Here is a 26,356-nt window from a genome sequence, read left to right on the forward strand (position 1 = left end):
GCCCCCAAAACGCGCACAGCTGCGACCCAGTTGGGGTCCCCTAGGCGTACATGAGCGAGCCCGGCGTGGTGAGCGTTTCGCCGGTCTCCAGCCACGTCTTCAGGCCGGAGAGGATCATGGGCCAGCCGCCGTAGAGTTGGTCATTGGCGCCCTCGCGCAGCTGGTCGTGCGTCACGGTGAGGTGGCACGAATCGCCCACGGGTTCAATCTCCCACGTGATCCGCGAGGTTCCCTCGGCCTTGACGTCCTCGCCCCACAACGCGCGCATGGTCTGGACAAGCCGGCGGGGCGGATCGACCTCGATGTTCTCGCCTTCGCCGAGCGGTTCATCAGCCTTGACGTTCCGCATCTCAAACTTCCCACCGGGCGTCCAGTCTGAGGTGAACGTGTTCCCGAACTGGTACTTGCTCCGGATCTCACTGGTGGTGATGGCTTCCCAGAGCCGCTCCGGCGTGGTCTTGATGTAGATTTCGAAGATCTTTTCCATGGGACTTTCCAATCTGGATTTCAGGTCGCTGAGGGCAGCGGCCCATGGTTCTGCATATTTGCTCACCCAGCGATCGTGGATGAGCCGGATGGGCACCGGGTTCAGGAAGTGCAGCTTTTCACGCCCCCGACGGCGGGTGACCACCAGGCCTGCATCTTCCAGCAGCTTGAGGTGCTTTGCGATGCCGAAACGGGTCATCTCGAACCGGGCTCCGAGGGCACTGAGGGTCTGCCCGTCCTCGCGGAACAACTCATCGAGCAGTTCCCTCCGGGTGGGGTCTGCCAGTGCTTTAAACACGGCGTCCATGGGTTCAGAATAGGTGACCATTTAGTCACGTGTCAACGGATTATCCTGAGCTTCTCCGCACAATCGCGGGAATGCGCCGAGGTCGCTGTTCCTTTCCGGGCCCATTCGAAGGCTTCCCGCGAACTCGCGAGTACGGCCCGGCAGCCGGAAAGTTTCCGAATTATCGCAGAAACAAACAGCCAAATTCTGTGGGAATTTTGCGATTCATCCCTGGCACCACGCCAACCCATCGCCGGAAAGTCCTACGCCAGCGCCGATTAAGGGCCGCTAAGTTACTCGCAAGTTTCGGATACTGAACTGTTGTTATTGCCAAAACTTTACGATAGTTTCTCCCTGTGATGCGCGTCGCACTGAAGCTTTTGGGGCGACGAAGGCCGAGCGAAGGACAAAGATGACCATCCACCCAGCGGAATTACAGGGCGCGGAAGAGCGCTTGAAACGCCTGCACGAACGCCTCGGCGGCATTGCCTACGGCGGCGACTACAACCCCGAACAATGGCCCCGCGACGTCTGGCAGGAAGATGCCAGGCTCATGCAGGAAGCTGGCGTAAACCTCGTGACCCTGGCGGTCTTTTCATGGAGCCGGTTGGAGACCAGCCACGGCGTGTTCGATTTCGAATGGCTCGACGAGGTCATGGACCTGATGCATGAGCACGGAATCGGCGTGGACCTCGCCACCCCGGACGCCGTCCCGCCCGCCTGGCTCGTTGAACAGCACCCGGACATCATGCCCGAACGCGCGGACGGCAGTATCTTCGGTTTCGGGTCACGCCAGCACTTTGATGTCTCCCACCCCGTTTACCGCGAGAAGTCCCTGGCCTTGGCGGACAAGATGGGCGAGCGCTATTCCGGCCACCCTGCGCTCCGGATGTGGCATGTCGGCAATGAATACGGTCCGGCGTCCTACGGCCCCTGGGCGGAGAAAGCGTTCCGTGAATGGCTGCAGCGTAAATACGAGTCCTTGGAGGCGCTAAACGAGGCCTGGAGCACCGCGGTCTGGGGGCAGCTCTACACCGCCTGGGAACAGGTCCGGGTGCCCGCCCAGCCGCGAACATGGTCCAATCCCTCGCGGCGCCTGGACTTCCACCGCTTCACCTCGGACAGCATGCTGGAGCACTTCAAGGCTGAACGCGACATCCTCCGCAAGCACAGCCCGGACCTGCCGATCGTCACCAACTTCATGCGGTTCTACAAAACCAATGACTACTGGGCATGGGCGGCGGAAGAAGACGCCGCCGCGCTGGACATCTACCCCGATCCCCGCGAAGACGACGCACATATCGCAGCTGCGCTCAACTTCGACCTCATGCGTTCACTGCGCCACGGCCAGCCGTGGTTGGTCATGGAACAGGCTACGGGCGCGGTGAGCCAGTGGTCCATCAACGTATCCAAGCTTCCGGGAAAGATGCGGCTGGGCTCCTACCAGGCCATAGCCCAGGGCGCTGATTCGATCCTCTTCTTCCAGTGGCGCCAGGCCCGGGGTGGCACGGAACGTTACCACTCGGCTATGGTCAACCACGCCGGTCCCAACACCCGGATCTTCCGCGAGGTGTGCCAACTGGGCCAGGAACTGAAGTCACTGGCCGGCCTTACGGGCACCCGGTCCGCGGCAAGGGTGGCAATCGTCTTCGATTGGGACTGCTGGTGGGCCCTTGAATTGGGGAACTCACCCCGCTCCGATTTGAACTACGCCACCGAAGTTCTTCGCTTCTACCGTCCGCTCTTCGAATCAAACGTGACCGTTGATTTCGTCAACGCCACCAGCGACCTGTCCCAGTACAGCCTGGTCATCATGCCGGCGTCGTACCTCCTCACCGATGAGGCGGCCGCTGGGTTCGAGGACTACGTCACGGGCGGTGGCCGGCTGGTGGTCTCCTACCTGTCCGGCATCGTGGACGAAAACAACACGATCCGCCTGGGTGGGTATCCCGGCGCGCTACGGAACGTCCTGGGTGCATGGAGCGAGGAGATGCATCCCCTTGCAGGCGAGGATGAACGCGTAAAGCTCGTGACGGCCGACCGTGGAACGTCATCCGCAGGCTACTGGACCGAGCACTTGCATGCCGTAACAGCGGACGTCGTGGCCAGCTACGCCTCGGGCCGGCTCGCGGGGTCTCCAGCCGTCACGCGCAACTCCTTTGGCCGGGGGACTGCCCTGTATCTGTCAGCACGCGTAGACGACGACCTGCTCCGGCAGTTGCTCGATGAGGAACTCCAGGCCTCAGGCGTGGAACCGGTACTGGACGCCCCCGCAGGAGTCCAGGCCCGCCGTCGTGACGCTATCAACGCTGAGGGCATCCGCCGCAGCTTCCTTATGGTCCTCAACCACAATGACGCGCCGGCCCGGGTGGACGTGCTCGACGGCGGTACGGACCTCCTCAGCGGACGCGCGGTTAAGGGGCCGGTTGAGCTGGAAGCCAACGGCGTCCTGGTGCTGGCGGAAGGAGCGGGAGCATGGCACTGAGAATGGACGCTCCTCCTTCCGGGGCCGTAGAGGACAAGCCGCAGCAGAAGCGGCGTGACAAACCCGGAAGCTGGAAGCTGGCGTTCAAACGCGATTGGCGTTTGTACACACTGTTAGCGCTACCACTGGCCTACTTCCTGGTTTTCCGGTACCTGCCAATGGCCGGGAACGTGATCGCTTTCCGCCAGTTCCAGCCCGGCGGCAACATCTTCGGCGAGAAGTGGGTGGGCTTCAAATACATCACCCTCTTCATCAACGATCCCAGCTTCTGGCAGGCGTTCCAAAACACCATCATCCTGGGCGTCCTTACATTGGTGTTCTGCTTCCCGATGCCGATCATCTTTGCCCTGATGCTCAACGAGCTGCGCTCGCAGAAGTTCAAGAAGTTCGTCCAGACCGTGGCGTACCTGCCGCATTTCATGTCCGTGGTGATCATCGCCGGCATGATCCTCCAGAACTTCTCATTGACGGGAACCGTCAACCAGATTTCGGAGGCGTTGTTCGGCAACACCGTGAACTTCACGCAGGACCCCTCCTGGTTCAGGCCCATGTACATCAGTTCCGAGGTGTGGCAGACCATGGGATGGGGGGCCATTCTGTACCTGGCCGCCCTGACCCGGGTGGATGAGTCCTTGTACGAGGCCGCCAGAATCGATGGGGCCAACCGATGGCAACAGACCTGGCACGTCACCTTGCCGGCGATTCGCCCGACGATCATTACCCTGCTGATCCTAAACATCGGCACGTTCATGGCGGTGGGCTTCGAAAAGATCCTCCTGATCTACAACCCGCTGAACTACGCGACCTCCGATGTCATCTCCACCTACCTGTACCGGGTGGGCCTGGAATCCAGCAACTTCAGCTACGCGGCTGCGATCGGAATGTTTGAATCCGTCATCGGCCTCACGCTGATCCTCTCAGCGAACGCGATCTCCAAACGCGTCGCAGGAACGAGCCTCTGGTGAGCAAAACTTCACGAGCCGAACGCGGTGTGCTCCTTTCGGACATGAAAGTGTCCACCGGCATGCGGGTGTTCCGGGCTTTCAACCTGGTGTTCCTGCTGCTGGTGGTCTTTCTGACCGTCTATCCCTTCCTTAACATCATTGCCCAGTCCTTCTCGAGTGAAGGCTTCATCAATGCCGGGCAGGTCAACCTGTTCCCCCTGGGCTTCAACACCGAGACCTACAAGCTGATCCTGGCGGACTCCGCCTTCTGGACCAACTACGGCAACACCGTGCTGTACACCGTGGTGGCCACCGCCATCTCCATGGTCCTGACCACCTCGTTTGCCTATGCGATCGCCAAGAAGGACTTGAAGGGCCGAAGCCTGTTCATCGGGCTGGCGGTCTTCACCATGTTCTTCAACGGCGGCCTCATTCCCAACTATGTGCTCATCAGTTCCTTGGGAATGAGGGACACCCTGTGGGCCGTCGTGCTGCCGAATGCCATCAGCGTCTTCAACCTGCTCATCATGAAGTCCTTCTTCGAGAACATGCCCCGCGAACTGGAAGAGGCGGCTTCCATTGATGGCTTGACCCAGTACGGGATCCTGTTCCGTGTTGTCCTTCCGCTGAGCAAGGCGATTGTTGCCACCATGGTCCTCTTCTATGCGGTGGCCAACTGGAACTCGTGGTTCCAGGCGTTCCTCTACCTGGACAACCCGGACCTGTTCCCCGTCACCATCTACCTCCGCAACATGATTGCCGGGGTCACCACGGCCGGATCGGCAGGCGGCACGGCAGAGAACGTTGGGCAGATCGCGGCCAACATCCAGTCGGTCACGATCGTGCTGACCGTCATCCCCATCCTTTGTGTCTATCCCTTCGTCCAGAAGTACTTCTTCTCGGGCGTGATGCTCGGCTCCGTCAAGGAATAACCCTTATGAAAGGACACCCAATGATCACCAAACGAGAGTTCCGCAGGAGGGACTTCCTGGGCCTGGCGTCCGTGGTCACGATCGGCCTGGTCATGACCGCATGCGATGCGGACACCACGGAGAAAGTGGATACCTCGAAGAACCGGACGGGCGCCATGGACAGCTTCGGCGTCGGAGACACCTTCAAGGCGACGCAGCCATTGACGTTCACCTTCCTGTTCTCGGACCAGCCGACCTACCCCTACAAGAAGGACTGGCTGCTCTTCACCAAGATGGCCAAGGACAACAACGTCACCCTTGAACCCACCATCGTTCCCAACAGCGATTACGAACAGAAGCGCAGCCTCCTCATCAGCTCCGGCAGCGCGCCGGAAATCATCGCCAAGACCTACCCCGGACAGGAATCGGCCTTCGTGTCCGCCGGTGCCGTGCTGCCCGTCAGTGATTACGTGGACCTGATGCCGCACTTCCAGGACAAGGTCAAGAAATGGAAGCTCGAACCGGAAATCGAGGCCCTTACCCAGGAAGACGGCAAGTACTACGTGCTTCCCGGCCTGCACGAGGAGCTGTGGCCTGACTACTCGCTGTGTTTCCGCAAGGACATCCTGAAAAAGGAAGGCCTGTCCGAGCCCAAGACCTGGGATGAGTTCCGCGAGGTACTCCGCTCACTCAAGAAGGCCTACCCGGATGTCATCCCGTTCTCCGATCGTTTTAAGGGTGACAGCGTCCTGAATTTCGCAGCACCGACCTTTGGAACGGTCGCGGGATGGGGCCTGGTTGACGGGCTCCTGTTCGACCAGGACAAGAAGGAATTCGGCTTCGCCGCCGGATCGGAGAAGTTCAAAGACCTGGTCGCGTACTTCAACTCCCTGGTGTCTGAAGGTCTGATGGATCCGGAGAGCTTTACGCAGACCGACGACGCCGCCATTCAGAAGTTTGTCTCCGGAAAGTCGTTCGTCATCAGCGCCAATTCGCAGAACGTCATCACCTACCGCACGTCCATGGAACAGTCTCTGGGCAAGGGCAACTTCGAGATTGGAAAGATCACGGTTCCGGGGGGACCGGAGGGGGACATTATTGGCGGAACACGCCTGGAGAACGGCATCATGCTGAATTCGTCCGTGAAGGACAAGGAGTCGTTTGTTGCCCTGATCCAGTACATCGACTGGTTGTTCTACAGCGATGCCGGGCAGGAGTTCAGCAAATGGGGCGTGGAGGGCACCACCTTCACCAAGGAAGGTGGCAAGCGGAAGCTTGCGGCCGACATCAACTTCCAGGGCCTCAACCCCGCCGGGACCAAGGACCTGCGGGTGGACTACGGCTTCTCCGGCGGTAACTTCGCCTACGGCGGGCCTACGGAACTGCTGCATTCGACGTTCAATGACGAAGAACTCGCCTTCCAGGACGCCATGAAGGCCAAGACTCCCCGGCCCGTTGCGCCGCCGGTTCCGTTCAATGATGTGGACCGCGAACAAGCGACGCTGGCACTCACCCCGCTCAAGGACCACGTCAAGCAGAACGCACTCAAGTTCATCACCGGTCAGCGGGGCATGGGCGAGTTCGATGCTTACGTCAAGGAACTGGACAGCAAGGGTATGGCCAAATACGTAGATCTCGCCAACAAGGCGTACAAGGCCTACGCGGACAAGAAGTAGTTTTCAGACAGGAGCAGCTGATGACAGCAAGGAAAGCAGAGTTCGGAACCGGTGCCCTGTTCAAGGCCGCCGGTACCGTCCAGGGCGTGATGATCGTCGGCGGCCTGTTGCTGGCCACCAACATCCTCCTGGTTGTGTCGCCGTTGCTCGTCGGCGTGATCGGGCCCTTCGCCCTGCTGCCGCTGCTCCTGACCGGGCCGTCGGTTGTTGCTGCCTGCTACGCCTTCAACCGCCTTATTGCCCGAGAGGACACAGGGGTGTTCCGGGACTTCCTGGGGTCTTACCGGAACAATTTCGGACAGGCGCTGGTGGTGGGGTTGCCTTACCTGGGCGTCCTTGCTGTCATCTGCGCCAACCTCCTCAGCCTGCCGGGCAGCAACCCTGAAACGGTTGCTGCCCGGGCGGGCCTGCTGGGACTCGGCATCCTGGTGGGCACGGCGGCAGCCCACGCCTTCCTGCTACTGTCCCGTTTCACCTTCCGGACCGTGGACATCCACCGGCTCGCCGCCTACAGCCTCGGTGCCCACAAACGCGTGTCCCTCGGGAACGCAGGCATACTCTTCGTCACCGGTTTTGTGCTGCTGTCCACCACAGCCTGGCTGATGCTGTTTGTTGTTGGCTTGGTGGTGTATCTCCTGTGCTTGAACTCGCGCCCATTGCTCAGGCTCGTTGAGAGCCGGTTTACCACCGCACGGGAGCCCCAACCGGCCAGTTAGAGGTTCGTCCTGACCACGGCTCCCTGCGCGACGACAGTGCTGACCTTCTCCAGAGCGGTGCCATCCGTCAACGGGTCCGCGTCCACCACTACAACGTCGGCAGCAGAGCCGCGAACCAGCCTGCCCACCTCGTCACCGCGGCCAAGCAAGCGGGCCGCGTTGGTTGTGGCCGCCTGCAGTGCCTCAAGGGGTGACAGGCCTGCTTCGGCCAGGAGCCGCGCCTCTGTGCCGATCGGGGTGACGTCGGTGCCAAAGGAGTCGGTACCGGCAACGATCGTGACGCCGGTATCTTTCGCAGCGCGCACGGCGGCCTGGAGGATCGGGGTGTATTCCTTGCCGCGGGCAGCCAGGACGGGGTTGCTGGACCCGGCCATGCTGGTGATGGCATCCATGGTGGGGGTAAAGAAGGTGCCCCGCCGGGCCATCTCCTGGATGGTTTGCTCCGATACGAAAACGCCGTGCTCGATGCTTTTCACCCCGGCCCGGACAGCGCCGTCGATACCCTCCGCACTGTAGGCATGGCACAGGACGCCGGCGCCCTTGGCGGCCTTCACGATCGCGCCGATCTGCTCCACGTCATAGACCAACTCGCGCGGGTCCTGTTCGGGCAGGCCTGCGCGCGGATTGGCCCGGGTCTTGATGACCTTTGCCCCGCGCTTGATGTTGACCCGGGTGAGGTAGGCCAGATCCTGCGTTTCGGTGATGCCGCCGCTGATGGTGGCCAGGGAAGCCAGGTCCGGATCGGCCAGAAGCGAGTCGCCTTGATCCGGTGAAATGAAGAGGCCGGCGGGGGTCATGCGGGGTGAAACGCCCGGTGCCCACGACGGCAGGGCGGCCAGGGCAATGTCCTGGTAGAACGTGCTCGAACCGCTGCGGACGCTGGTGGCACCACCTTGGAGGAGGAGGCGGGCGTCTGCCAGCGCATTTGCATGGACGTGGGCATCCACCAACCCCGGCAGGACCCACCGGCCGGAGGCGTTCAGCACGCGGGCGCGGTTCACGACGGCGGCAACAGCCTTGCGCGTCTCATCCCGGCTTCCGACTGCGGTCACCTTACCGCCGTCGAGAACCACGACACCGTCGGCCACGGCGTCGCCGGTCTTGGGGTCGACAACCGTTCCGCCCTCGATGATGACGGCCTGAACAGTGAGCGGCTGGCCGGGGTAGTTGGGGCCGGAATTGGGGTTGTCAGCCTTGGCTGCAGGGGCTGTTGCGAGTTGGCTGGCGATTCCTGCTACCGAGATTCCGGCCAGCGCGGCGGCTCCGGCGAGGATTCCGCGGCGAGGCAGTTCACCCTTCGGCGTAGGTGCTGAGGTGTGGTCGTGAAGGCACATCGTTGTACTCCTGGGCAAGGGGATGCCGACGCGCTGCCGCAGGGCAGACGTCAACTTTTGGTATTCCAGAATGCCCTAGCAGCAGGGTATTGCGCAAGGATTGAGCCACTTAGCCAGCCCAAGAATGCTCTTGGTATGCCACAAGCCGAAGTATCTCAAGGCAGTGCTTATCCGAAAACCACCGTGCCGGCGTCGTCGATCCGCCAGCCCGGGTTGAACGCAATTTCCCAGACGATGCCGTTGGGGTCCTTGACGTGGCCGTGGAAGATGCCTCCGAAGTCGCCCGCCTGGGCCGGTTTGAGGACGGTGCCGCCAGCGGCTTTCAATTGCTCGATGGTGCTGGCCACCGCTGCCTCGCTGCCAACGTTGTGTGAAAGCGTCACGCCGCTGACGCCGGTGGTTGCCGCCGAGCCGCCCAGGTCCTGGTTGAACTTGTCGGCATCGAAGAGCCCGAGTACTTGTCCGGGGGCCACCTGGAAGAAGATGATCTCGCCCGGGACGTCCATCAGTGGATCCCAACCGAGCCCGTCCTTATAGAAGGCACGGGCCCGGTCCAGATCAGGCGTGGCAAAGGTGATGAAGTGCAGTCGCTGGTCCATGACAGCCATGCTAGCTACAGGGTGCGACAGCGCAGCTAGCCCAGGTGCTGCCGGGTCCCGTTCAGGTCCGCGGCCGGGGCGGTGAAGAGGGCTGCTATGTGTTCGGCGAGTTCGTTGACGTGCGTGTAGCCCGGGAACTTGCGGTGCGGTGCAGCGTCTTTCATGGCGTCATCCAGCAGGGCCTTGACTACGAACACCACTGCCGCGGAGGTCTGCTCCCTGGGCTCGGTTTTGTGGCCGGACTGTGCGGCATTGAAGCCGTCGGCCACGCCGAGGACCCATGCCTCGGATGCAGCCTTGATGGCCGAGTAGCCGGCGCCGGAAGCCGTGGGTTTGGCGGCCGTAGTGGCCGATACGATCGCCAACCTGCCGCGCGGTGAGGCTTCAAGGTCGGGGTAAAAGGTGCGCGAGGTGTTCCGGAGGGTGGTCATGATGCTGGTGTGCAGGACGTCCCAGTCCTCATCCTTCTGGCCCGTGATGCCTTCGCCACCCCTCCAGCCGCCCACGAGGTGAATCAGTCCGTCCACGGGGCCGAGGTCGTTGTGTACCGAGGCGGCAAGCTTCGCCACTGATTCCGGGTTCGCCAGGTTGCAGGTGTAGGTGGCAACGCCGGGGTGGGACGCGGCCAGGACCTCAAGCCTCGCAGCATCGAGATCCACGGCGGCGACCTTGGCGCCGGCCTTGAGCAGGGCGGTCACCACGGCCTGGCCGGCGGCGCTGGTGGATCCCGCGACGACGATGTTCAGGGGGCGGGTGGAGGCCACGTCGTTGTGGTCATTCGTGGTGGTCACGGCAGGTCCTTCCGGATAGCACTAACGGTCCGGACGAGCATACCCAGTCAAAAGGATCGCTAATGGCAAAATATGTCGAGGCTAAGGATTCGTCATGCTGGGGCCGAGCTTCGGAGCCCATGGACGCCGAACCTTCACCGGTCCACCGTTGAGGCCCGGTCCGCGGCGGTGGGAGGATGGCTCTGTGGAACCCTTCTTCGACTTTGTCGGTAATTACTGGTGGCTCGTGTTCGTCTTTGGCGGGGTGGCCGGCGGCTGGGCCAAGTCATGGTCAAGGGCCAGCGAACGGCGCCACCGCCGCAAGGTGGAGTTGTACAAGCTCAAGAACCAGCAGGCCATCGCGGAGCAAGCCAGCCAGTCGGAAGTCGCAGCGCTTATGGCCGCCCATGATGCCGTCAACCACAAGTGGCTGGACTACGAACTCGACGTCGGAAAGCTCATCGATTTCCCGCTGATGACGGATGTCCGCGAACCCCTGACCGTAGCGTTCCTCCGGGCGAAGAAGGAAGCCGACGGAGTCCGGCCTTCCGCTGCCGCGGACATCACCACGGCGGCCAGGCTGGCGGAATACCGGGCAGCCGTCCACAGCTACGAGATTGCCTTTGACATAGCCGAGCGCGAAGCACGGCGGATCAAGGACGGCAACTTCACCGGGCCCGAACGCCAACGGCTGGCAACGGCAAGGAAGCTGCTGCGGATCGCCGAGGACGTTGCCGCTACCCCGGCGGAGCGGCAGACGGCCTACAAACGGGCCCGCAAGGAACTCGACGGATTGATCGTCCTTCCGGAAGCGACCGTGGCAGCGCTGGAGGAGAAGATCGCCGGCATGCTCAGTTCCCGCCGCGACCCGGAAGCTGACGCCCGGATGGCCTGAGCCGGAGTCAGTCCATCCGGACCCTGGCCGGCGTCAGCATCTGACGGTCAAAGCCAACCACCCGGCGCACGCCGTCCAGGATGACCTCGTGGGTGGCGGCGTAGTGGCTGCTGGATGTCCCGACGTGCAGCTTCACCAACCCCGGGGTCACCACGCGCTCCAGATCCAGGCCCGTGAAGGACGTGCGGTCTGCGTGTACCTCGAATTCGACGACGGCGGAAGCTCCGGCGTCCAGTTCGACACGGGCATAACCGATCAACTCGCGCACCGGACGGACGACCTCGCCCACCGGATCTTCCAGGTAGAGCTGCACGATTTCCGCTCCCGGCAGGAACCCCGTGTTGGTCACACGGCAGGACAGCGTGAGCGTTCCCTCCGTGGACATGGTGGGGGCGCTGCAACCATGGTCCGAGAGGTCAAAGGTCGTGTAGGAGAGGCCGTGACCAAAAGCGAACAACGGGGACGGATCCAAGGCACTGACTTCTGTGGGGCCGGCCAACTTCGAATGCAGGTAAGTGCCGGGCTGGCCGCCGGGGGAGCGTGGCACGGAGACGGGCAGCTTGCCGGACGGATTCACGACGCCGGTCAGCACGTCCCATACGGCGGCGGCACCTTCTTCGCCAGGAAAAAAGCCCTGAACGATTGCGTCGGCGCGATCCACGAAGTCGCCCAAGGCATAGGGCCGGCCGCTGAGGACCACGATCACTGACCGGGTTCCCGTTTCGCCGCACACCGCCAGAATGCGGTCCAGCATCTCGTGCTGGTCGCCGGGAAGCTGCAGGCCGGCGGCGTCGTTGCCTTCGCCCGACGTGCCCCGGCCGAACAAGCCGGCGTTGTCGCCGACCACGATCACGCACGTGTCCGCAGAAGCCGCAGTGGCACAGGCGTCCGCGATCTGTTCCCCGGTGGCCGACTCGCAGTTTCCGGTTACCGACACCGCAACAGAGTCATACCGGCCGGCTGCCACGGCTGCCACCGAGGGGACGGAGATTCCCATGGGTACGTCGGGGTGCGATGCACCCACGTGGGCATCGAACGAGTAGCACCCGAGCATGGCGAAGGGGTCATCAGCCAAGGGGCCAACAACGGCCACCGGGCCGGAGGGGGTTAGCGGCAATGCTGGCTGTCCCTTGAAGGTCCGGTTGCTCAGCAGGACCAACGACTGCGCCGCCAGCTCCCGCGCCAGTTCCCGGTCCTCTGCAGGATCCAGGCCAACGGGTCCGGACAGGGCGGGTGGTTCTGCACGGAAGTCCGGGGACAAAAGCCCCAGCTCGGCTTTCTGCCGCAGCACCCTTCGCAGGGCTTCGTCCACGGTGGTTTGGTCCACAACTCCCTCACGCACCTTGGCCAGCAGAGGCCCACCGAAACAGTTCACGGTTGGAAGTTCAACGTCAACGCCGGCCGTCAAGGCCAGCACGGCAGCGTCACCGGAGTCTGCGGCCACACCATGGGTGACGTCCAGGAAGGCGACCCCGAAGTAGTCGGCAACGACAGTCCCGGTGAAGCCCCAATCCTCACGAAGCAGCCCCGTCAGAAGTGCGCGGTTCGCGGCGGCAGGTACGCCGTCGACGTCGGTATAAGCGTGCATCACCGAACGGGGCGCGCCATGGCGGATGGCCATTTCGAACGGCGGGAGCATCACGTCGGCGAGCTCGCGCGGTCCCATGGAGACCGGCGCGTGGTTCCGGCCTGCCCGGGAAGCGGAGTAGCCGACAAAGTGCTTGAGTGTCGCCACGATGCCCGTGGACTCAAGGCCCTGAACGTAGGCAGTGGCCACGGTGCCTACCAGGTAGGGGTCCTCGCCGATGGTCTCCTCCACGCGGCCCCACCGGAGGTCACGGACCACATCCAGCACGGGAGCCAGGCCCTGGTGGACACCGAGGGAGCGCATGGACCGTCCAATCCGGGACGCCATAAGACGCACCAGTTCGGGGTTGAATGAGGCACCCCAGGCAAGGGGCACCGGGAACGCTGTCGCCTTCCACGCCGCCAGGCCGGCAAGGCATTCCTCGTGGACCTGTGCCGGAATGCCGAATCGGGACGCAGCAACGATCTGCTCCTGGGCGGCGGCAAGTCGTCGCGCGCCCTCGGAGGGTTCCAGAGGAACAGTGCCGTACATCCGGGTGATCTGGCCCAGGCCCTGGGCGATCACCTCGTCCCACGTTCTTGAGTCACCGGCCATGTGGTTCTGCAGCGGGGCCACAGAATCACCGTCCGTTGAAGCATTGACCCAGACGCCGACCAATTGGGCGAGCTTTTCTTCGAGCGTCATTTCACGGATGAGATGTTCCACCACGTCCTGGGCGGGCATGCGGGCAAGTGCTTGCTTTTCGGCGGCGCCGCTGGTCACTGGGTGCTCCTTGGGTTGGGAGGAAGTTTTTAGAAACTATCAGAAAGTTGTGTTTACTTTCCAGAGCCAAAAGTGTTGACTGGCTACTGACGCATCAACCGACATGCCAGCGATCCTCCGCGCCCCTGGGGACACCGCTGTTGTGTGCGTGAGCTTTCCGGGCGCGTCCCCAAACCAGAAACTTTCCGACCTCTCAGCAGAAAGATTCCCATGAACACCTACAGAGTTGCCATCGTCGGAACGGGCGGTATCGCTGCCGTCCATGCCGCCAACCTGGCCCGCGCCGAAGGGCGCGCCCACGTGGTTGCAGCATGCGACGTGGACGACCACCGGCTCCAGTCCTTTGCCGACGAGCACGGTATCCCCGGTCGCTACACACAATTGGGCGAGCTGCTCGCTGAGGCCAAGCCTGACATCGTCCACCTCTGCACCCCGCCGATGCTGCACATCGACCAGGCCATCGAGTGCCTCGAAGCCGGAGCCCACGTCCTGTCGGAAAAGCCACCGGCCCTCAGCCTGGCCGACTTCGACCGCCTGACCACGGCACAGGCGCGCGGTGGCGCCCAGTTCTCCTGTGTGTTCCAGCACCGCTTTGGCGACGCTTCTGCTGCGGCCCGCACGCTGATCGGCGGAGCTGACTTCGGGCGTCCCTTGGTGGCCCGCTGCGACACGCTCTGGTACAGGCCGGACGAGTACTTCGATCTTCCCTGGCGCGGAACGTGGAAAGCCGAAGGAGGCGGACCCACCATGGGCCACGGCATCCACCAGTTCGACCTCCTGCTGCATCTCCTGGGCCCATGGGAAGAGGTGACAGCCCTCGCTTCCCGGCAGGCACGGGCAACATCCACCGAAGACGTCTCGGCAGCCCTGGTCCGCTTTGGGAACGGAGCAGTGGCCACCGTGATCAACTCACTGCTGTCCCCGCGGGAGACGTCCGATATCCGCATTGACTGCGAATTTGCCACCGTTGAACTCAGCCACCTCTACGGCTACAGCCCCGACAACTGGACCATTACCGCCGCGCCCGGCCACGAGGAACCCGTCTCCACGGCATGGAACGCCCAACCGCTCGACCGGGGCAGCGGCCACTCCGCCCAGTTCCTGGCCATGTATGACGCGCTCGACGCCGGATTGCCGCTCCCGGCCGGAGCAGCCTCAGCGCGGCAAACACTGGAGTTCGCTGCCGCCATTTACGCTTCAGCCTTCACCGGCCAGCCCGTCAAGCGCGGCGACATCGTTCCCGGACATCCCTTCTATGGCGGCATGGACGGCGAGGGACTCGGCACCAGCGTCCTCGCCGCCACAGCACGCGCCTAATCCATCATCAGGAGAACCTTCCCATGACAACTGCAGCCCAGACCGACCCGACAACTACCATCGGCTACTTCGATGACGGACGCTCGTTGACCTTCGGTGTCGACGGACGGCATCTCGCCACCTATGTCTACCGGCCCGCGGACGACCAGTACGAAAGCCCCCGGCCCTTCTTCCATCCGCTCACCACCCTGGGGGGAGACGAAGTCACCATTTACCGACCGTGGGACCACGTTTGGCACAAAGGCTTGTCGTGGGCACTTCCCAACGTGGGCGAGCACAACTTCTGGGGCGGCGCCACCTACACCCGCAGCACCGGGTATGCGAACCTGGACAACAACGGTGCCATGAACCACGAAGCGTTCGCCCGCATCCAGGAAACGCCGCAAGGGATCACCGCCACTGAATCCCTGGTGTGGACGGCACAGCCTGCGGAACCCGGCACATCCTTTGAACCCGCTCCGCCCGGAAAGCCCCTCATTTCAGAACAACGGAGCTTCGCCATCCAGCTCCTGCCCTCAGGCGAGGAATGGGTGCTGCTCTTCGACACCACCATGGAGAATGTTTCCGGTACTGAAATCACCATCGGCAGCCCCACCACGGAAGGCCGCGACAACGCAGGTTACGGCGGGCTGTTCTGGCGCGGTCCCCGTTCCTTCACGGGCGGCGAATTCCGCTCGGAGACACGCTCCGGAGCGGACGAATTCATGGGTACCCGGTCACCGTGGATCGCTTTCACAGGCCAGCACGACGACACCTGCCGGAAGTCCTCCATCCTCTTCGTCGAGGACCAAGCCAACCCCGGCGCCTCCAACCAATGGTTCGCACGCTCGTCCATGTTCGCCTGCCTCGGCTCGGCGCCGTTCTTCAGCGAAGAAGTCCCGCTCAAGGTGGGCGAGCCGCTCAGGTACAGGTACGCCGTCGTGATTGCGGACGGCAGCGTGGACGCCGACTCGGCTGCGGCACTCGCCGAAGCCGGACGGGTTGCTTTGGAGGCGTGGTCCTGATGTGCAGTACCTTTCCGGGCGCCACCGCAGTTTCCGAGGTGAGCATCTATGACTGGCCGGGAGCTGACGGAGCCGCGGGAGGATCGCCGCACCTCCACACCGCATCAACGGAGGCTTACGTGGTGCAGCAGGGGACCGGCCGCCTGGAGACGCTGGACTCACGGGGGTTCACCACCACGCCGTTGGAACCCGGAACAGTGGTGTGGTTTACGCCCGGAACGGTTCACCGCGCCATCAACGACTCCGGTGACCTGCGCGTCCTGGTGGTCATGCAGAACGCCGGCCTGCCCGAAAACGGCGACGCTGTCATGACGTTTCCGCCTGGGTACCTCGTGGACTCTGACGCTTACGCCCGCGCGGCGCAGCTTTCGTCACAGAACGCCGACGGCGGTGACGTCACCGCTGAAGCGGCCGCGCGTCGTCGTCGTGATCTGGCGTTGGAAGGGTATTTGGACCTCAAAGCCGCCGTGCTGGAGGCCGGAGTCGCGGCGCTCGCCGACTTCCATGCCGCTGCCGCGCGGCTGGTGCGTGGGCGAACGGACGCTTGGCGTGGATACCTGGCTGACGGTGCGTCGAGGCAGGCGGGCACCACTGCTGAGCAGTTGGCAGCCCTGGACGCAGCGGAAACTTTCTACATGCAGGAGGCGAGGACTACGATGGGCGAACGGAAAACCCGCAGAATTTACGGCATGTGCGGTCGGATCCAGGCATGGGAACTTTCCGAAACTGTTGTTGCCGGGAGGTGACTCCCCGGCTGAAAGGGGCTTCATGGCAACCAAGCAGGACGCGGGGCGGGCAACCATCGGCGAGATTGCGCGCGAGGCCGGGGTGTCCGTGCCCACGGTGTCCAAGGTCCTCAACGGCCATGCCCATGTAGCGGCAGCAACGCGTGCCAAAGTGGAAGACATTATTGCCAAGCGCGACTACGCCCGGCGGCCGGCCAAGCGCAGGAAGCGGGCCGGGCTGATCGACCTGGTCTTCCCGGGCATGGGGTCCGAGTGGGCCTGCGAGATCATCGAGGGCGTGGAGCGCGTTGCCCAGGAAGCCGGCTACGGCACCGTGGTGAGCAGCCTGTCCCTGGATGGCTCGCGCATCCGGCCCTGGTTGGCGAACCTTGCAGAGCGGAAGTCCGACGGCGTGCTGCTGGCGGTTTATGAACTGGACCCCAAGCAGATCCAGCGCATCAAGTCGCTGGGCATCCCCGTCATCCTGATCGATCCCGTGGGCCAGCCCGGTCCGGAGTTGATGACCGTGGGGGCGGCCAACTGGGATGGAGCGTTTTCAGCCACGGAGCATTTGCTGAAGCTGGGACACACGCGCATCGGCATGATCGGCGGACGTGAGGACCTGCAGTGCAGTGGTGCCCGCGAGGACGGGTATTTGGCTGCGCTGCGCCGGGCCCGGGTGGATGTGGATTCGAGCCTGATGGTGCCCGGTGACTTCTCCATCGAGTCGGGGGAGAAGGGGACCCGCTCCCTCCTGGCGCTGAAGAAGAGGCCCACCGCGATCTTCACCGGCAACGACGCCCAGGCCCTGGGTGCCTATCGGGCCGCGCGCTCGGCCGGCCTGCGGATCCCGGAGGACCTGTCCATCATCGGTTTCGACGATATCCCCGCCGCCGAGTGGATCGAGCCCGGGCTGACCACCATCCGCCAGCCCGTGGTCCAGATGGCTGAGACGGCCATGCGTGCGCTGCTCCGGCACTTGGAGGGGGATGAAGAGCTACCGAAGCGGATCGAACTTGGCACGGAATTGGTGGAGCGGGGGTCCACGGCGGCGGTGCCTTCTTAAGGTCCGTTGCGCTTAGGGTCCGTCGCGGCCCCCGCTCAGCCGATATCCAGCAGCGCCCGGGAGTGCTACCCGCGGCCCATGCTGGTGGAGGGGTCTTCGCCGCCCTCTGAGGGGTCCGCGCGCAAGGCGTCCGGGTCACCGTCGGGAAGGCCTGCCGGGCCGGGGACGTCACCGGAAGCTGCCGGCATGTTCGCATCCCCTTCACGGTCCTGGTTCACGTCGCTGTCGGTGTCCACGCCGCCGCGGCCCGCGAAGGTGTCTCCGGTATCCGTGCCGCCGGTGGAAGGTCTTGCCGATGCGGCGTGGCCGGATGTCCGCCGGGCCTGTTCCTCCGGGGTGTCGGAGTCGTTGGCGTTGGACCCTTCGCTGAGGGAGGAATGGACGTGGATATCGTCCTCTTTCTCGTTGGGTTCCGGCACCCGTCCCTTGTTCACCGGGTCGGAGGTTCCTGCCAGATCTTCCATTGCGTTTTCGGCTGCATTGCGGATGCTGTCTCCTACGCCCATCAGATGTCTCCTTTCCGAGAACCGGTCCGCGTGTCGGACCCGCCTACTAAAGTAAGCCTACTTACTTTCTGTCCGGAGTGACACCCTCGGTGAGTTGACAGATCGCAGCGTGTGAGGTTCATGAAACCGCAGGTCGTGCCGCACTTTGTACCGGTGAACGTTGGGCGATAAGGTGTTTTCAGACCGTTTTGCAGAGGGCGGCAAATTCGCTCCTTTGCTGTCTGCTGGGGACGCTTTTCAGTCAGTAGGAACGTCACACATGGTCAACCCCCGCCCTGAGCAGGAAGCTCTCCAGAACGGATATTTTCTGGATCTCGTCCTGGGCAGCGAAGATGTCGAGGCCTTTCTCAGCGACCTCGCCCAGTTCTCCGCAGAGAGCCTCTCCAACCCCAAGTCTCCCGTCTACTGTGGCATCACCGTTCAGCGCCGGAAGAAGTCGGCCACGGCAGCCAGCAGTGACGACCGGGCCCGGGTGCTGGATGAACTCCAGAACACCCTCGATGGCCCGTGCCTCACCGCCATGGACGAGCTCTCGTCCATGATGGTGCCGGACCTCCTCCGCGAAGACCGCTGGCCTGAGTACGTGGAGGCAGCCGCCGACCAGGGGCTGCGGTCGGTCCTCACGGTCCCCCTGATGGTGGAGGGCGACACCCGTGCCTCGCTGAACCTCTACTCAGAGCGGCCCAATGCGTTCAGCCCCACGGACGTGGAACGTGCAGAGGTCTTTGCCTCGCACGCTTCCAAGTCCCTGCGCCTCGCCCTCAAGATCGCCCAGCTCAGCGACGCCAAAAACGACCTCACAGCTGCCATGCAGTCCCGCACGGTCATTGACCTGGCGGTGGGTGCCATCATGGCGCAGAACCATTGCAGCCAGGAGGAAGCGTTCACCATCCTCCGGACCGCCTCCAGCAACCGCAACATCAAGCTGCGCCACCTGGCCCAGTCGATCATTGCGGCTGTGTCCTCCGGGAAAGTGACCACCCACTTCGAGGAGTAGGCGTGCTTCTGCCGGGTAACTGGGTGTGTCCACCCACCGGCTCGCGTTCGTGACCCGAGGCAACCATGGAGCAGACTTGGGTGGGTGAGCAACACATCCCGTCCCGGCCTGGCCATCGCTGCGCTCAGCATCGGCACCGCGCTGAATCCACTGAATTCGTCCATGATTGCCGTGGCTTTGGTGGTGCTGCGGGAGGACTTCTCGCTCGACGTCGCCACGGTTACGTGGGTCATCACGGCCTTCTACCTTGCGTCCGCCGCCGGGCAGCCGTTGATGGGCAGGCTCGCCGACCGCTTCGGTCCGCGCCGGTTGTTCACTTTCGGCATGGCGCTCGTGGCGGTGACATGTGCGGTCGCGCCATTCCTGGACAACTTTGCGCTGGTCTGCGTGGCCCGGGCCCTCATGGCGGTGGGAACCGCCACGGCGTACCCGTCCGCCGTCGTCATGGTTACCGAACTGAGCCGGCTGGCCAAGGTTCCGTCCACGCGGCCGCTGGGCCGGATCCAGATGGCCAACACATCTGCGGCCGCTGTCGGCCCTGTGGTGGGCGGGTTGCTGGTGAGCTTGTTCGACTGGCAGGCGCTGTTTGTCATCAACGTGCCGTTGGCGCTGCTCGCCCTGTTGATCGTGCAGCGGACCGCACCCGCCGACGTCGGACGGGAAACCGGCTCACTGGGCACCCTCATCCGCGATTCGGACATCCCCGGCATCCTCGCCTTTGTGGTGTCCCTGATGCTCGCCATGATGGCGCTGCTCAACGTGCTGCCGGGGTATCGCTGGTACCTGTTGGGCGGCGCCTTGGTGGTTGGTGCGCTTTTCGCGTGGCGGGAGCTTCGCTTCAAGCCGCCGTTCCTGGACCTCCGCCTGCTGGGCCGCAACCGGCCGCTGCTGCTGGTGTACCTGGTGTTTGTGGTGTTCAGCGGTGTCTACTATTTTGCGTTCTTCGGCCTTCCGCAGTTGCTCCAGGAAGCAGGGAATTACGACGCCGGTCTGGTAGGCCTGCTCATGCTGCCCCTTGCGTCCATGTCGGTTTTGGTGACGCCGCTGACGGTTCGGCTGATTGAGCGGTTCGGCGTGCGGACCGTGCTCATCACCGGGGTGGTGGTGCTGGCTGGTGCTTCGGCGGCGCTGGGGTTGCTGACACTCTCGCTGTGGCCCCCGCTGGTGCTGGTGCTCACCGCTGTGATGGGTGTTCCGTACGGGGCGGTGAGCACCGCGTCGAACCAGGGCTTGTATGTATCGGCCCGTCCTGAGGAACGGGGTGTGGCCGCCGGCATTTTCCAGACCTGCCGGTACCTGGGAGCCATCACGGCCACCGTGCTGATCGGGGTGTTCTATGGGCCCGGGGTGAACCAGGCCAACTGGGGTCTCATGGTGCTGGTTATGCTGGGTTTGAGTGCGTTGGTGATTGTCTTGTCCGTTCTCTGGCGCAAGCCTGCGGAGGCGTAGAAACCTCGCTGGGAGTTTCCTCGAAAAACGCGTCACGATTCCTGAGGTCAGGCACTGTATCGGTATGAGTAACCCTCTTCACATCTCCGGCGGCGGCAGCGGTAATCCCGTGCTCTTGCGCGACCGGTGGCAGGAACACAGCAAGCAAGCTGGTTGGCGGTACCCCGGCGACTGGCTTGTCCCCGAAGTGGACGGCGTGATCCGGGCCTGTCAGGCGGCACGCGCGCTCCCCGAAGCCGCACGCCTTTTGGGTGCGGCCCGGGCGTACCATGGCGTTGGCGTCAAGGAAACCATGGTGGACATGAGCGCCTTCTTCAGCGCTGCCGAGCTGCCCGTCTGTGAAGAAACCATGCGCGACCTCGTGGAAGGGTGGACCTTCGAAAGCGAACGCATCCAGCCGATTGCCTGCGTGGACCCCAGGACCGGTCTGCCCACGCTGGCGCACTTTGAACAGTTGCTCTTGGACCTGTCCCTGTATGGGCTGACCCAGCAGGGCGGCGCGGAGTTGGCGACGCTTGCCCTGGAGTGGGACTCGTACCCTCTCGGCTGGGACGTGCTCGCCGACATTGGCCAGATCCTGAAATCGGAGCTGACACCCGTGCGGGGGAAAGCAACCCTCCACGAGTCGCGGATCTACATTCTCCTGGACGGGAGCGCGGCAGGCCGTGCCGCCGTGGAACGCTGTGTCCGGCGCGTGGATGCTATCCGGGGAAAGGGCCGCGGGAAGACCGTGATGAGCGTGGCCGCGTTGCCAGGGCACCACGGAAGCCTGCTGGGATAGCTCCCGGGCGCGGACGTACTAGTCCGGCAGGATCCGCACACACGTCTCCCGGAGCCGCTCCACGATCCGCCGCGGCGTATTCCCGTGGAACCCGAGCCACAGCAGGTTCCCGTCCGGGGCGACGCTTTCCACGGTTCCTTGGTCAATCAGCTCGCCGTGATCGTAAACCTCTACGTTCCTGCCTTTGAGCCGAGTCCAGTCACTGGCCAGCACCCACCCCACCGATGGGTCCGCGGTTTCTTGTGTTCCGGTCATGAGTCATCCCTCTATCTGCCTGGGTCTTGTCAGATGAGTGGGGTGAGGATGGGGATCGTGACGCGGGGTTTTGGGTCTGGCCCTAAAGCGCGGCGACGACGCCGAGAATGACTGGAAGCACCACAAAAAGGCCCAGGAAAACGGCGACAGCGACGCGTCCTCTGGTGTTGCCCACGTTCACCGTCAAGCCAACTCCGGTTCCGGCGCGTTTGGCGACCAGTAGATGTGGGTCGTTTGGATCGTTGTAAAGGACGCCCGCGATCCACAGCTTTTCTTCCTGCTCCTCTGCCGCTGTGGGATGAATTCCCTGAGCCGAGGCCGTCCGCCGTGCCCAACGGGCAGCCGCCGCATAGGAAACCGGAATCACCACAAGGAACAGCGCGGTGACTACAGCCGCCGGCCACCAGGGAACATGGTCCGGAGTCGTCCACCCGGCAACGGAAAGAAATCCGATGATGGCGGCGATCAGAACGGAGGTGCCGCCCAGAACCGCCACAGTGCCGCGGATCGTTCCTTCTCGGCGATACCGCTCCCACAGGCTGGCGTCGTCGTCCACCTGCACCATCTTTGGGACCAAGGCCGTGACTAGAGACAGGAGGACGCAAAGACCCGCGCCCATCATCAACGGAGAGAACACAGCCTCGAAGGATTTCGGGGCCCAGGCATCGGGGCGTCCGCTTGGTCCCCAATGGGTGGCGACAGTATCGGGCAGCGACTCAAAGGTCAGGGCTCCAAAGACAAAGCAGAGCGCCAAAATCACGAGCGCTATGAGGTGCGGCAGCCAGAAGCGGCCGCGACGGTGATTGATTTGAGCCCCCACATCAGCAGTCACGATCGTCAGCCTAGCCCGGCATCATGCCCATGGAGAACTTTCAGAAAGAAGGGCGGCGTCCTGTCCGCTGGGAACAGGGCGCCGCCCGCCTTTTCTGGGGAGGTGACTACCGCCGCAGGAACTCCTCGTGCTGGCGGTGGGCCTCGGCCACCTGTTCGCGGATCAGGTCCACGTCCTTAGCCTTGTTCCGGTACTTCAGAGGCATCTGGACAATCTGTGCTTCTTCGGCCGTCAGTGCGCGGTAGATGCGCTCGCGTTCTGCGGCATCGGCCGTGTAGTCCAGGTCGAGGTAGTTGACCGCGTGCCGGCGGGCGTTGTTGATGGCGGTCTGGGCCTTGCCGGCGGGGCTGAGCAGGGACAGCACCACGGTGATGATCAGGGTTCCACAGATCACGCTGAGTGAGAGTCCGGTGGAGATCTCGATGACGTTGACGTGCTCGCCGCCGTTGACGAACGGCAGGTTGTTCTCGTGCAGGGCGTGGAGGATGAGCTTGACGCCGATGAACGCCAGGATCGCGGCCAGGCCGTAGGAGAGGTAGATCAGGCGGTCCAGCAGGCCGTCGATCAGGAAGTACAGCTGGCGCAGGCCCATGAGCGAGAACGCCGTTGCCGTGAACACGATGAACACGTTCTGCGTGAGGCCGAAGATCGCCGGGATGGAGTCGAGCGCGAACAGGATGTCCGTTCCACCGATAGCCACCATCACCAGGAGCATGGGAGTCAGGGCACGCTTGCCGTTGACCACGGTGAAGAGCTTGTCGCCGTCGTACTTATCCGTAGTGTGGAAGAGCCTTTTGGCGAGCCGGATCATGAAGTTGTTCGCTTGATCGTCACCATGGCCGTCGGGCTTGAGCAGGTTGCCTGCCGTGAGCAGCAGGATCAGGCCGAAGATGTAGAACACCCACGCGAACGAGTTGATCAACGCAGCGCCCAGGAAGATGAACCCGGTACGGGCAATCAGCGAGAACACGATGCCGAACAGCAGCACCTTCTGCTGGTCTTCACGCGGCACCCGGAAGCTCGCCATGATGATCAGGAACACGAAGAGGTTGTCCACGGACAGGGCCTTCTCCGTGATGTAGCCGGCGAAGTACTCCGAGCCCATCTGGGCCCCGCCGAACACCAGCACCAGGATGCCGAACACAACGGCCAACCCCACGTAGATGGAGGACCAAATGGCGGCTTCCTTCAGCGACGGGACGTGGGCCTTGCGGATGTGGAAGAAGTAGTCGAAGGCCAGCAGCCCAAGAATAACGACGATGGTGATACCCCAAATAAGGGGGGAAACGGTCATGTGATCCTGCTTTCGTGAGGCCGGGGCGTGTTACTCACCGAGGGTCAAAACTCTTTCCACCAACTTACCGGGTCACGTCACCTGGCACCGTTTCTTGCGGTTCGTGAAACGTACGACGGCGGGTGGCTGGGTTGGGTGCCTCCGGTACGTCAGTGGGTCCTCTGTTGTTCCCAACGATCCTGGTTGTGCTCCCGGTTCCAGTGCTGGCGGGGTTCTCCTGTTTCGCGGAGGACATCCGTGAGCCACAGCGTAGTGTCCGGATTCCAGCCCGCGATGACGCTGGCCGTTCCCTCTGCTGTGTCTACGTCCAGGGCACGGCCGGCCAGGCGAAGGTAAGCGTTCACACTGAGATGTACGGCGTCCCATTGACCGGCAACGCGTTCCCAATCCGGGAGGACCCAGCGGCCGTCGCGTCCTGTGGTGCGGTACCAGTCGTGGCGGCGCGAGGCAGTCACTTCAAACGGAAAGTCCCGGCAAAGTCCGGTCCAGTCCTCTGCTGTTTCTAATTCGAGGATGCGGCCGGTTCCTGAGACGGGGATGACGGTGGCCTCTTCCCAGCCCAAGGAATCTTCGACGAGGTCCAGGCCTGCAGGTACTCGGCTCATGCTTTGCGTCAGGCGGTAGGGGATGGACCACCACTCTCCGCCGTAATTGGCGTTGATGTCGGCCGGTCGTTCCCTTGCTGCCCGGTGTTCCATGGTCCGTTCGTGGCGCGACCATTCAACGAGAACTTCGCTGGGATTCGTGGACAACGGCGCGGGGTCGTTGGGGGAACGCCAATCGATGGTCCATTGCTTTGCTTGGAACCTGTTCGACCACCAATCTGTAGTGGGCTCTTCCAGGATGGTTGTGGCGAGGTGGCCGAGCGCTCTGGTGATGACAGGGTTGGCGGCAAGTACGTCTTCTCCGTCGGGCGGCTGCCAGTATCGAGCCGCGTCGATGGCACGTATCAAAGCGGTGTCGGTGAGCCTTTGGATTTTGTCCTTGACGTCCAGCTCGCTGAGCATCCTCGCCAGGTCAGCCACCGTCGGAGTGGGCGGCGGGAGAGGCACTTCACGGGAGGACGCCATGGACAACATCACCCGTGACGTACCCCTACCTGGGTCGAGGTCGTAGCCAAGATAGAAGACGGCCAGGCGGATTTCTTGGTCAGCTTCCATGGCGAGCTCCAGGCACAGACGGCGCCAGCGTGGGCCCTTGAGCAGCGATTCAACGTCTTCCATATGTCCCCCAATTGCCCCGCTGTGTTCAGCTGGCGCTGACCAGCACCTGATCGATACGCGCGACCAAACCGGGCCAGCCGTTGCCCATGCCTTCGAGGGCCTGGCGACCCATCGGGGTGGCCAGGTTGAAGCCGGCGTGTTCGAAGTGAAGGATCGTGCCGCCCTCGGTGGCCTCCAGTGCCCAGGTGATGGTCGTGTCCAGGGTGCCTTCTGCGAAGACGAACGTGATCGACTTGCCGGGTTCGACGGCGGTGACCTCGCACGGCTGCTGACCCCAGCCACCCATGTCCATGGTGAAGCGGTGGCCGACCATGGGAGCGATGTCGCCCGGCGCCCACCACTTGGCGAGGAGTGCCGGCGTCGTAAGCGCTGCCCAGACGGCCTCGGGGGAGTGGGCGAAGGTGCGCTCCAAGCGGATGGCGTTCTCGGTCATGGGTTTTCCTTATCCAGTAGTTCGCCCAGCGCGTCGAGTCGCCGGTTCCAATATTGCTCGTAGTGCTTCAGCCAGCCGCCGACCTCCTGCAGTCCCTCGGCTTGAAGGTGGTAGATCCTGTGGCGGCCTTGCCGTTCCTCTCGGATGAGCCCGGCCTCCTTCAGGACTGTCAGATGTTCCGACGCCGATGAACGGCTGAGTGCCAGGCGTCCCGTTAGTTCCCCGGCGGTCAGGGGACCGGCGAGGAGGCTGTCGAGGATGATGCGTCGCGAGGGGTTCGCAAGGGCGCCGAAGACGTCGGGAAGCACTTGATGATGATATGTCGGAAATTTCCGACGTGACATGTGGTCAGAGCTTTAGGGTGTTTTGGATTCGAGGATTGCTGCTCGTGATCTTCGGTCTCCAGTACAGCCAAGCGAAGACGCCGAGGAGCGGAACTGTGAAGAGCATGATTAGCCACACCGCCTTGGTTGTCTGGTTCAGGGCGGTCTGTCGAAGGACATCGAAGACGGCCCAGATGATGGAGCCCGCGACAAAGAGAGCAGCCAATGCTCCCAAGCCAGCCCAAGCCCATTGAAAAGCTTCCACGTTGTCCCGTTTCAGTTGATGGGGAAGTGCAATTCGCTGAGCCCATTCTCTTCGTAGGAGGCAACGCTTAGCCGCAGAGTAGGAACCCTAGGTGGTGGCAATCGGCGGAATTCCGCGGTTTTCACATGCGCGGTGAGTCGTACTTCCCCAAAAATAGGTGGTGCGATCCGGGGCCCTAGGTGGTGAGTGTTGGGCCTGGGGCATGGGTAAATGCCCGTTCATCGCGGGCAACTTCGCCGCGATGTGGCCGTGCAACTCGCGTCCTGGGACTGCGACATCAACGTGGTGGGCGAAATCTCGTGGCTATGGAGGCCTAGTCGCATTCTAGGTGAATCGGACACTGGAGTGGGGCTTCGACGTCAAGAGGCCTCGTCGACTAGTTCCAATTGATCAGCACTTTTATCGGTAGGGTGGAGACTGCCTGCGCCAGCGTC

The 26,356-nt window shown here is 63.2% G+C and carries 26 protein-coding genes; 13 read left to right on the forward strand and 13 right to left on the reverse strand.

Translation table 11 applies throughout. The annotated features are described in order from the left end of the window. Positions 1 to 40: 40 nt before the first annotated feature. Entirely contained in the window at positions 41 to 793 is a 753-nt protein-coding gene (locus tag ACUYMZ_RS06480; RefSeq protein WP_442424038.1) for an ArsR/SmtB family transcription factor, read from the reverse strand. Positions 794 to 1,184: 391 nt separating this feature from the next. On the opposite strand from ACUYMZ_RS06480, the gene ACUYMZ_RS06485 reads away from it, so the two are divergent. The 5 genes from ACUYMZ_RS06485 to ACUYMZ_RS06505 are packed head-to-tail and all read left to right on the forward strand — an operon-like array spanning position 1,185 to position 7,504. Next, positions 1,185 to 3,257, forward strand: a complete 2,073-nt coding sequence (locus ACUYMZ_RS06485) for a beta-galactosidase (RefSeq protein WP_481602492.1) — start codon at positions 1,185 to 1,187, stop codon at positions 3,255 to 3,257. Then, on the forward strand, positions 3,248 to 4,222 hold the full coding sequence (locus ACUYMZ_RS06490; RefSeq protein ID WP_481602493.1) for an ABC transporter permease: 975 nt from the start codon (positions 3,248 to 3,250) through the stop codon (positions 4,220 to 4,222). Before ACUYMZ_RS06485 ends, ACUYMZ_RS06490 begins: the two co-directional genes overlap by 10 nt. A gap of 41 nt (positions 4,223 to 4,263) precedes the next feature. Then, positions 4,264 to 5,133, forward strand: a complete 870-nt coding sequence (locus ACUYMZ_RS06495; protein ID WP_426007496.1) for a carbohydrate ABC transporter permease — start codon at positions 4,264 to 4,266, stop codon at positions 5,131 to 5,133. 5 nt (positions 5,134 to 5,138) lie between these two features. After that, a complete protein-coding gene (locus tag ACUYMZ_RS06500; protein ID WP_442424036.1) occupies positions 5,139 to 6,788 on the forward strand; it encodes an ABC transporter substrate-binding protein in 1,650 nt (549 codons plus the stop codon). 20 nt (positions 6,789 to 6,808) lie between these two features. Then, complete coding sequence (locus tag ACUYMZ_RS06505; RefSeq protein ID WP_481602494.1) at positions 6,809 to 7,504, forward strand: YesL family protein; 696 nt, start codon at positions 6,809 to 6,811, stop codon at positions 7,502 to 7,504. Here the strand turns inward: ACUYMZ_RS06505 and ACUYMZ_RS06510 are convergent. The 3 genes from ACUYMZ_RS06510 to ACUYMZ_RS06520 form a co-directional block, all read right to left on the reverse strand. Further along, a complete protein-coding gene (locus ACUYMZ_RS06510; RefSeq protein ID WP_481602495.1) occupies positions 7,501 to 8,838 on the reverse strand; it encodes an amidohydrolase family protein in 1,338 nt (445 codons plus the stop codon). The genes ACUYMZ_RS06505 and ACUYMZ_RS06510 overlap by 4 nt on opposite strands. A 167-nt stretch (positions 8,839 to 9,005) precedes the next feature. Continuing rightward, positions 9,006 to 9,437 (reverse strand): VOC family protein, encoded by a 432-nt coding sequence (locus ACUYMZ_RS06515; RefSeq protein ID WP_481602496.1) that lies wholly within the window; start codon positions 9,435 to 9,437, stop codon positions 9,006 to 9,008. A gap of 35 nt (positions 9,438 to 9,472) precedes the next feature. Continuing rightward, positions 9,473 to 10,228, reverse strand: a complete 756-nt coding sequence (locus tag ACUYMZ_RS06520) for an SDR family oxidoreductase (RefSeq protein WP_426006317.1) — start codon at positions 10,226 to 10,228, stop codon at positions 9,473 to 9,475. A gap of 184 nt (positions 10,229 to 10,412) precedes the next feature. Here ACUYMZ_RS06520 and ACUYMZ_RS06525 point away from each other — a divergent pair, with 184 nt between their 5' ends. Beyond that, positions 10,413 to 11,102 (forward strand): hypothetical protein, encoded by a 690-nt coding sequence (locus tag ACUYMZ_RS06525; RefSeq protein WP_426007497.1) that lies wholly within the window; start codon positions 10,413 to 10,415, stop codon positions 11,100 to 11,102. 7 nt (positions 11,103 to 11,109) lie between these two features. On the opposite strand, the gene ACUYMZ_RS06530 is transcribed toward ACUYMZ_RS06525, so the two are convergent. Further along, positions 11,110 to 13,452, reverse strand: coding sequence for a beta-xylosidase/alpha-l-arabinosidase (locus tag ACUYMZ_RS06530; protein ID WP_481602497.1), 2,343 nt, complete (start codon positions 13,450 to 13,452; stop codon positions 11,110 to 11,112). A gap of 210 nt (positions 13,453 to 13,662) precedes the next feature. On the opposite strand from ACUYMZ_RS06530, the gene ACUYMZ_RS06535 reads away from it, so the two are divergent. Genes ACUYMZ_RS06535 through ACUYMZ_RS06550 form a run of 4 tightly spaced genes read left to right on the forward strand, consistent with a single transcriptional unit; the run spans position 13,663 to position 17,564 of the window. Continuing rightward, on the forward strand, positions 13,663 to 14,769 hold the full coding sequence (locus ACUYMZ_RS06535) for a Gfo/Idh/MocA family protein (RefSeq protein ID WP_481602498.1): 1,107 nt from the start codon (positions 13,663 to 13,665) through the stop codon (positions 14,767 to 14,769). Positions 14,770 to 14,792: 23 nt separating this feature from the next. Continuing rightward, positions 14,793 to 15,773, forward strand: a complete 981-nt coding sequence (locus ACUYMZ_RS06540) for a DUF6807 domain-containing protein (protein ID WP_481602499.1) — start codon at positions 14,793 to 14,795, stop codon at positions 15,771 to 15,773. Beyond that, a complete protein-coding gene (locus ACUYMZ_RS06545) occupies positions 15,773 to 16,519 on the forward strand; it encodes a cupin domain-containing protein (RefSeq protein WP_481602500.1) in 747 nt (248 codons plus the stop codon). The genes ACUYMZ_RS06540 and ACUYMZ_RS06545 overlap by 1 nt, the downstream gene beginning before the upstream one ends. 22 nt (positions 16,520 to 16,541) lie before the next feature. After that, positions 16,542 to 17,564: a LacI family DNA-binding transcriptional regulator gene (locus tag ACUYMZ_RS06550; protein ID WP_481602501.1), complete on the forward strand. Its 1,023-nt coding sequence runs from the start codon at positions 16,542 to 16,544 to the stop codon at positions 17,562 to 17,564. Positions 17,565 to 17,629: 65 nt separating this feature from the next. On the opposite strand, the gene ACUYMZ_RS06555 is transcribed toward ACUYMZ_RS06550, so the two are convergent. After that, the gene (locus ACUYMZ_RS06555) at positions 17,630 to 18,070 is read right to left on the reverse strand and encodes a hypothetical protein (protein ID WP_481602502.1); all 441 of its coding nucleotides are present in this window, start codon (positions 18,068 to 18,070) and stop codon (positions 17,630 to 17,632) included. 259 nt (positions 18,071 to 18,329) lie between these two features. On the opposite strand from ACUYMZ_RS06555, the gene ACUYMZ_RS06560 reads away from it, so the two are divergent. The 3 genes from ACUYMZ_RS06560 to ACUYMZ_RS06570 all read left to right on the forward strand — a co-directional run bounded on the left by ACUYMZ_RS06560 (position 18,330) and on the right by ACUYMZ_RS06570 (position 21,297). After that, positions 18,330 to 19,067, forward strand: a complete 738-nt coding sequence (locus tag ACUYMZ_RS06560; protein ID WP_481602503.1) for an ANTAR domain-containing protein — start codon at positions 18,330 to 18,332, stop codon at positions 19,065 to 19,067. An 84-nt stretch (positions 19,068 to 19,151) separates the two neighbouring features. Continuing rightward, on the forward strand, positions 19,152 to 20,516 hold the full coding sequence (locus ACUYMZ_RS06565; RefSeq protein WP_481602504.1) for an MFS transporter: 1,365 nt from the start codon (positions 19,152 to 19,154) through the stop codon (positions 20,514 to 20,516). Positions 20,517 to 20,580: 64 nt separating this feature from the next. Beyond that, positions 20,581 to 21,297, forward strand: coding sequence for a hypothetical protein (locus tag ACUYMZ_RS06570; RefSeq protein ID WP_481602505.1), 717 nt, complete (start codon positions 20,581 to 20,583; stop codon positions 21,295 to 21,297). A gap of 18 nt (positions 21,298 to 21,315) precedes the next feature. Here ACUYMZ_RS06570 and ACUYMZ_RS06575 read toward each other — a convergent pair whose 3' ends face one another. The 7 genes from ACUYMZ_RS06575 to ACUYMZ_RS06605 all read right to left on the reverse strand — a co-directional run bounded on the left by ACUYMZ_RS06575 (position 21,316) and on the right by ACUYMZ_RS06605 (position 25,922). After that, entirely contained in the window at positions 21,316 to 21,552 is a 237-nt protein-coding gene (locus ACUYMZ_RS06575) for a hypothetical protein (RefSeq protein WP_481602506.1), read from the reverse strand. 82 nt (positions 21,553 to 21,634) lie between these two features. Then, positions 21,635 to 22,384 carry a DUF1648 domain-containing protein gene (locus ACUYMZ_RS06580; protein WP_481602507.1) on the reverse strand — a complete coding sequence of 250 codons (750 nt, stop codon included), beginning with the start codon at positions 22,382 to 22,384 and terminating at the stop codon, positions 21,635 to 21,637. A gap of 106 nt (positions 22,385 to 22,490) precedes the next feature. Then, positions 22,491 to 23,678: a TerC family protein gene (locus ACUYMZ_RS06585; protein WP_442424016.1), complete on the reverse strand. Its 1,188-nt coding sequence runs from the start codon at positions 23,676 to 23,678 to the stop codon at positions 22,491 to 22,493. Between the two features lie 149 nt (positions 23,679 to 23,827). Further along, positions 23,828 to 24,901 carry a hypothetical protein gene (locus ACUYMZ_RS06590; RefSeq protein WP_481602508.1) on the reverse strand — a complete coding sequence of 358 codons (1,074 nt, stop codon included), beginning with the start codon at positions 24,899 to 24,901 and terminating at the stop codon, positions 23,828 to 23,830. A 25-nt stretch (positions 24,902 to 24,926) separates the two neighbouring features. Continuing rightward, entirely contained in the window at positions 24,927 to 25,334 is a 408-nt protein-coding gene (locus ACUYMZ_RS06595; protein WP_481602509.1) for an SRPBCC family protein, read from the reverse strand. Beyond that, entirely contained in the window at positions 25,331 to 25,642 is a 312-nt protein-coding gene (locus tag ACUYMZ_RS06600; protein ID WP_481602510.1) for an ArsR/SmtB family transcription factor, read from the reverse strand. Before ACUYMZ_RS06600 ends, ACUYMZ_RS06595 begins: the two co-directional genes overlap by 4 nt. A 40-nt stretch (positions 25,643 to 25,682) precedes the next feature. Then, positions 25,683 to 25,922, reverse strand: a complete 240-nt coding sequence (locus ACUYMZ_RS06605; RefSeq protein ID WP_481602511.1) for a PLDc N-terminal domain-containing protein — start codon at positions 25,920 to 25,922, stop codon at positions 25,683 to 25,685. Positions 25,923 to 26,356 lie beyond the last annotated feature (434 nt).

The sequence above is a fragment of the Arthrobacter sp. T572 genome, from assembly GCF_056780115.1.